5 protein-coding genes are annotated in these 4,836 nt (G+C 72.0%); 3 read left to right on the plus strand and 2 right to left on the minus strand.

The genetic code is table 11. From position 1 onward, the window contains the following. Positions 1-112 precede the first annotated feature (112 nt). Complete coding sequence (locus ABT381_RS35065) at positions 113-1,096, minus strand: aldo/keto reductase (RefSeq protein WP_351601944.1); 984 nt, start codon at positions 1,094-1,096, stop codon at positions 113-115. Between the two features lie 269 nt (positions 1,097-1,365). Here ABT381_RS35065 and ABT381_RS35070 point away from each other — a divergent pair, with 269 nt between their 5' ends. Further along, on the plus strand, positions 1,366-2,421 hold the full coding sequence (locus tag ABT381_RS35070; RefSeq protein ID WP_351601947.1) for an LLM class F420-dependent oxidoreductase: 1,056 nt from the start codon (positions 1,366-1,368) through the stop codon (positions 2,419-2,421). 258 nt (positions 2,422-2,679) lie between these two features. Next, the gene (locus ABT381_RS35075) at positions 2,680-3,468 is read left to right on the plus strand and encodes a ferritin-like domain-containing protein (RefSeq protein WP_351601950.1); all 789 of its coding nucleotides are present in this window, start codon (positions 2,680-2,682) and stop codon (positions 3,466-3,468) included. Between the two features lie 119 nt (positions 3,469-3,587). Here ABT381_RS35075 and corA read toward each other — a convergent pair whose 3' ends face one another. Then, the gene (gene corA / locus ABT381_RS35080; RefSeq protein WP_351601953.1) at positions 3,588-4,598 is read right to left on the minus strand and encodes a magnesium/cobalt transporter CorA; all 1,011 of its coding nucleotides are present in this window, start codon (positions 4,596-4,598) and stop codon (positions 3,588-3,590) included. A 108-nt stretch (positions 4,599-4,706) separates the two neighbouring features. Between corA and ABT381_RS35085 the strand changes: the two genes are divergently transcribed. Continuing rightward, positions 4,707-4,836: histidine phosphatase family protein (locus tag ABT381_RS35085; protein ID WP_351601956.1), on the plus strand; the 130-nt coding region annotated here is incomplete at its 3' end.

Below are 4,836 nucleotides of genomic sequence, written 5' to 3' on the forward strand. Positions count from 1 at the left end.
GCGGACGCGGCCCCCGCGTCATCGCCCTCGGGCCGCGCGGTGCCGTCGCCCGCCGGGGCCGGCGGCTCCGGGGCCTCGGCAGGGGCGGGGGCGCCGGTGGGGTGGTCGGTGTTCACAGGGTGCTCCAGTCGTGGTCGGGATAGCGGTGCACGGGCGCGGAGACGTCGTCCAGTGCACGCCGGATCTCGTCAGGAAGACTAAGGGTCTCCACTGACAATGCCGCTCTGAGCTGCTGCGCCGTGCGTGCGCCGACGATCGGCGCGGTCACGCCGGGGCGGTCCCGCAGCCAGCACAGCGCGACCTGGAGCGGGGTGACGGCGAGGCCGTCCGCCGCCGTGGCGACCGCGTCGACGATGCGTCCTGCGGCGTCGTCGAGATACGGCGCGACGAACGGCGCCAGGTGCGCGGACGCACCGCGCGAGTCGGGCGGCGTGGCGTGCCGGTACTTGCCCGTGAGGACGCCGCGGCCGAGCGGGGAGGCGGGCAACAGGCCCAGCCCGAGGTCGAGCGCCGCGGGCAGCACCTCGCGCTCGACGCCGCGCTGCAGGAGGGAGTACTCCATCTGCGCGCTCGCCAGCCGGGCGCGCACGGCCGGCGCCGCCAGCTGCCAGGTGGCGGCCTTGGCGAGCTGCCAGCCGGAGAAGTTCGTGACGCCGACGTAGCGCGCGCGGCCGCTGCTGACGGCGGTGTCCAGGGCCTGCAGCGTCTCCTCCAGCGGCGTCTCCGGGTCGAAGGCGTGCACCTGCCAGAGGTCGACGTAGTCGGTGCCGAGGCGCTCCAGGGAGTCGTCGAGCGCCGCGAGCAGGTGGCGGCGCGAGCCGTCGACCCTGCGGTCCGCCTCCAGGACGCTGCCGGCCTTGGTCGCGATGACCAGGTCACGGCGGGGCACCAGGCCCTCCACGAGCCGGCCCAGGAGGTACTCGGCGCCGCCGTCGGCATAGACGTCGGCGGTGTCGACGAGGGTGCCGCCCGCCTCCCAGAACGTCTTGAGCTGGTCGGCGGCGTCGCGGTCGTCCGTGTCGCGCGCCCAGGTCAGCGTGCCCAGGCCGAGACGGGACACGCGCAGGCCGGTGCGGCCGAGGTGCCTTTGCTCCATGGGCCCTGAGATTACTGGCCCGTCCCGGACTTGCGGGGACCTGTGGACAACCCACAGCGCGGCGCTGTCCGGTGCACCTCTTACGCAGTGCGCGGGGCCCGCGTTACAGTCCCCGAGCAGCATCATTACCGATGAGTAATTCGATGGATCGCCACCGCGTTCCGATGGATCGCCACCGTGTCCGGTGCGACCGGTGAACCGCGGTGTCCGGCGCGACCGGCGACCGTCGAAGCCGACGAGTGAGCGTCATCGATGAGTGAGGGAGCCGCATGAAGCTCGGGATCAACCTCGGCTACTGGGGTGCCGGTATGGACGGGGACAACCTCGCCGTGGCACAGGAGGCCGACCGGCTCGGGTACGCGGTCTGCTGGGCGGCGGAGGCGTACGGCTCCGACGGGCCGACCGTGCTGTCCTGGGTCGCCGCGCAGACGGAGCGGATCGACGTCGGGTCGGCGATCTTCCAGATCCCGGCGCGCACGCCCGCCATGACGGCCATGACCGCCGCGACGCTGGACTCGCTGTCGGAGGGCCGTTTCCGGCTCGGGCTCGGCGTCTCGGGGCCGCAGGTCTCCGAAGGCTGGTACGGCGTGAAGTTCGACAAGCCGCTGGCGCGCACCCGGGAGTACGTGGAGATCGTCCGCAAGGCGATGTCCCGGGAGCGGCTGTCCTACGAGGGCGCGCACTGGACGCTGCCGCTGCCCGGCGGGCCGGGCAAGCCGATCAAGCTCACGGTGCACCCGAAGCGCGAGCGCGTCCCGCTCTACATCGCGGCGATCGGGCCGAAGAACCTGGAGCAGACGGGCGAGATCGCCGACGGCGCGCTGCTGATCTTCCCGGCCGCCGAGCACCTCCAGGACACGGCGATCTCGCACCTCCGGGCGGGCCGGGAGAAGGCCGGGCTCACGATGGAGGGCTTCGACGTCTGCCCGACGCTGCCGCTGGCCCTCGGCGCGGACAAGGACGTCGAGGCGCTCGCCGACACCTTCCGCCCGTACACCGCGCTCTACGTGGGCGGCATGGGCAGCCGCAAGCAGAACTTCTACAACCAGCTGGCGCGGCGGATGGGCTACGAGCAGGCGGCCGCCGACATCCAGGAGAAGTACCTGGCCGGCGAGAAGGACGCGGCGGCGGCCGCCGTCCCGCACGAGCTCATCGACTCCACCACCCTGCTCGGCTCGGTGGAGCGGATCGCGGAGCGGATGCAGGCGTACGCGGCGGCCGGCGTGACCACGCTGACGCTGTCGCCCGCGGGCTTCACGCTGGAGGAGCGGATCGCCGCGCTGCGGGCGGGCACCGAGGCCCTGGAGCGGGCCGGACTGGCCTGAGAGCCTGCGCCTGACGGTCTGCGCCTGGAAGTCCGCGTCGGAAAGTCTGCGGCCGTGGTGGGGGCTCGGGGGTCTTCCCCGCCACGGCCGTCACACAGCACAACGCGCCGACGCCCGGGGTGGTTACGCCCCGTGCACCGCACGCCGGTCCATCGTTCGGGCGAGTTCACCGGGCCCCGTGTTGCCGGAGACAGCACACCGCACTTGACTTTTCCTTTGCGGGTGTCCTGTTCGAAGTGGCGTCCTGGAGGTCCGTCGATGCTCACGGCGAAGAGTCTGTTCCAAGAAATCCTGGACCACGACGAGTCCTTCCGGCTGTTCTGCTCCATCGCCGCGAGCGGCGAGTCGCAGGGCGGCTGGGAGAACGGGCGGATCGCCGCGCTGGTCCCGGAGAGCCAGCGCGCGATGGCCCCGAAGGTCGCCCGGCACGGCGCGGACGAGGAGAAGCACGGCCGGATCTTCAACGCCCTGCTGCGCCGCCGCGGGCTGCAGGCCGTCGCGGTCCCCGCGGCCGCCGACTACACGATGCTCCTGGAGCGCCGCGGCATCGGGCTCGCGCACGAGAAGCTGCAGCGCGACGAGCCGCTGACGGAGCCCGACATCGTCGCCTACCTGGCGCACAGCCGGGTCACCGAGCAGCGGGCCGCCGAGCAGATGGCGCTGCTCAAGAAGTACTTCGGCGACCACCCGGAGGTCGGCAAGGCGGTCCGGATGATCGCCAGGGACGAGGACAACCACCTCGCGTACTGTCACGAGGAGCTGCTGCGGCTGGCCGGTGCCGGACACGACGAGGAGATCCGGCGGGTCCTGCGGGAGAGCGTGCGGACCGAGATCGCCGTCTACCGTGACGTCAGCCTCGCGGTGATGGAGCGGATGGGCCACATCCTGCGCTGGCCCCGGGCGAAGCGGGCGCTGCTCACGGCCGGCATCCACGCCGTGTACGCCTACGAGCGGGCCTTCGGGTGGCGGCGCATGGTCGGCCTTCGGATGCCCGAGAAGCCGGACGCCTTGGGCGGCCCGGCCTCGACGGCCCCGGAGTTCGCCTGACGCCCCGGAGGCCGCCCGAGGCGCCATCGTACGGACACGCTCCCCACAGCCCCAGGAGACGCAGCCCCGCAGCCCCTGAAGATGCAGCCCCCGCAGCCGCAGCGCCTACGTACGCAGCCCTACAGCCACTCGCGTCGCTTGAAGAGGCGGTACAGCGTCACTTCGAGGGCGGCCATGACCAGCAGGCACGCCGGATAGCCGAAGGACCACTTCAGCTCGGGCATGTGCTCGAAGTTCATGCCGTAGATGCCCGCGATCATGGTCGGTACGGCGGCCAGCGCGGCCCACGCCGAGATCTTGCGCATGTCGTCGTTCTGCCGCACGCCCATCTGCGCCAGGTGCGCCGAGAGGATGTCCGACAGCAGCCGGTCCATGCCCTCCACGGACTCGTTGGCCCGCGTGAGGTGGTCGTCCACGTCGCGGAAGAAGGGCCGCGCCCGGTCGTGCACGAAGGGGACGCCCGGGTTCTGCAGGCGCGCCATCGGCTCGGCCAACGGTCCCGTGGCGCGCCGGAATTCCAGCACCTCGCGCTTGAAGGCGTAGATCGTCTGAGCGGTGCTCCGAGTGTTTCCGCCGCTCTTGGTGTCCGTGCCGGCCGGCGCGAAGACGTCGGCCTCCAACTCTTCCAGGTCGAGCTGGAGTTCCGCCGCCACGTCGATGTAGTGGTCGACCACCGCGTCGCTGACCGCGTACAGCACCGCCGTCGGGCCCTGCTTGAGGACGTCGGGGTCGTGTTCCAGGCGCGCGCGTACGGAGGCCAGCGGGCTGCCCTCGCCGTGCCGCACGGTGACGACGAAGGAGTCCCCCATGAAGAGCATCAGCTCGCCCGAGCTGACGCTGCCCTCGGAGTCGTCGTACACGATCGGCTTCAGCACCATGAACAGGGAGTCGTCGTACACCTCCAGCTTCGGCCGCTGATGGGCCTTGAGCGCGTCCTCCACGGCCAGCGGATGCAGTGCGAACTCCTCGCTGACCTGCTCGAACTCCTCCGCGGTCGGCTCATGCATGCCGAGCCACAGAAAGGAGTGCCCCTCCGCGCGGGCTTCGTCGAGCGCGGTGGAGTATCCCGCCGGCTTCTCGATCCGCCGGCCGTTCCGGTAGATGGCACAATCCACGATCACACGGGGCATTCTCGCTGCCGGGCGCCACTCCTGCCAGGGCGGCCCCCGGGCGGCCCGTCCTCCGCTCGCCCCGTGGGCCCCGTGCTCCGCTCGCCCCGTAGAACGTAGGGTGGCGCCATGCCCACGCTGCTCCTGGTACGGCACGGCCGCTCCACCGCCAACAATTCCGGCGTCCTCGCGGGGCGCACGCCCGGCGTCGCCCTGGACGAGCGCGGCGTCGCACAGGCCGCCGCGCTGCCCGGCCGGC

Source organism: Streptomyces sp. NPDC000151 (genome assembly GCF_040301705.1).
Classification (GTDB): domain Bacteria; phylum Actinomycetota; class Actinomycetes; order Streptomycetales; family Streptomycetaceae; genus Streptomyces.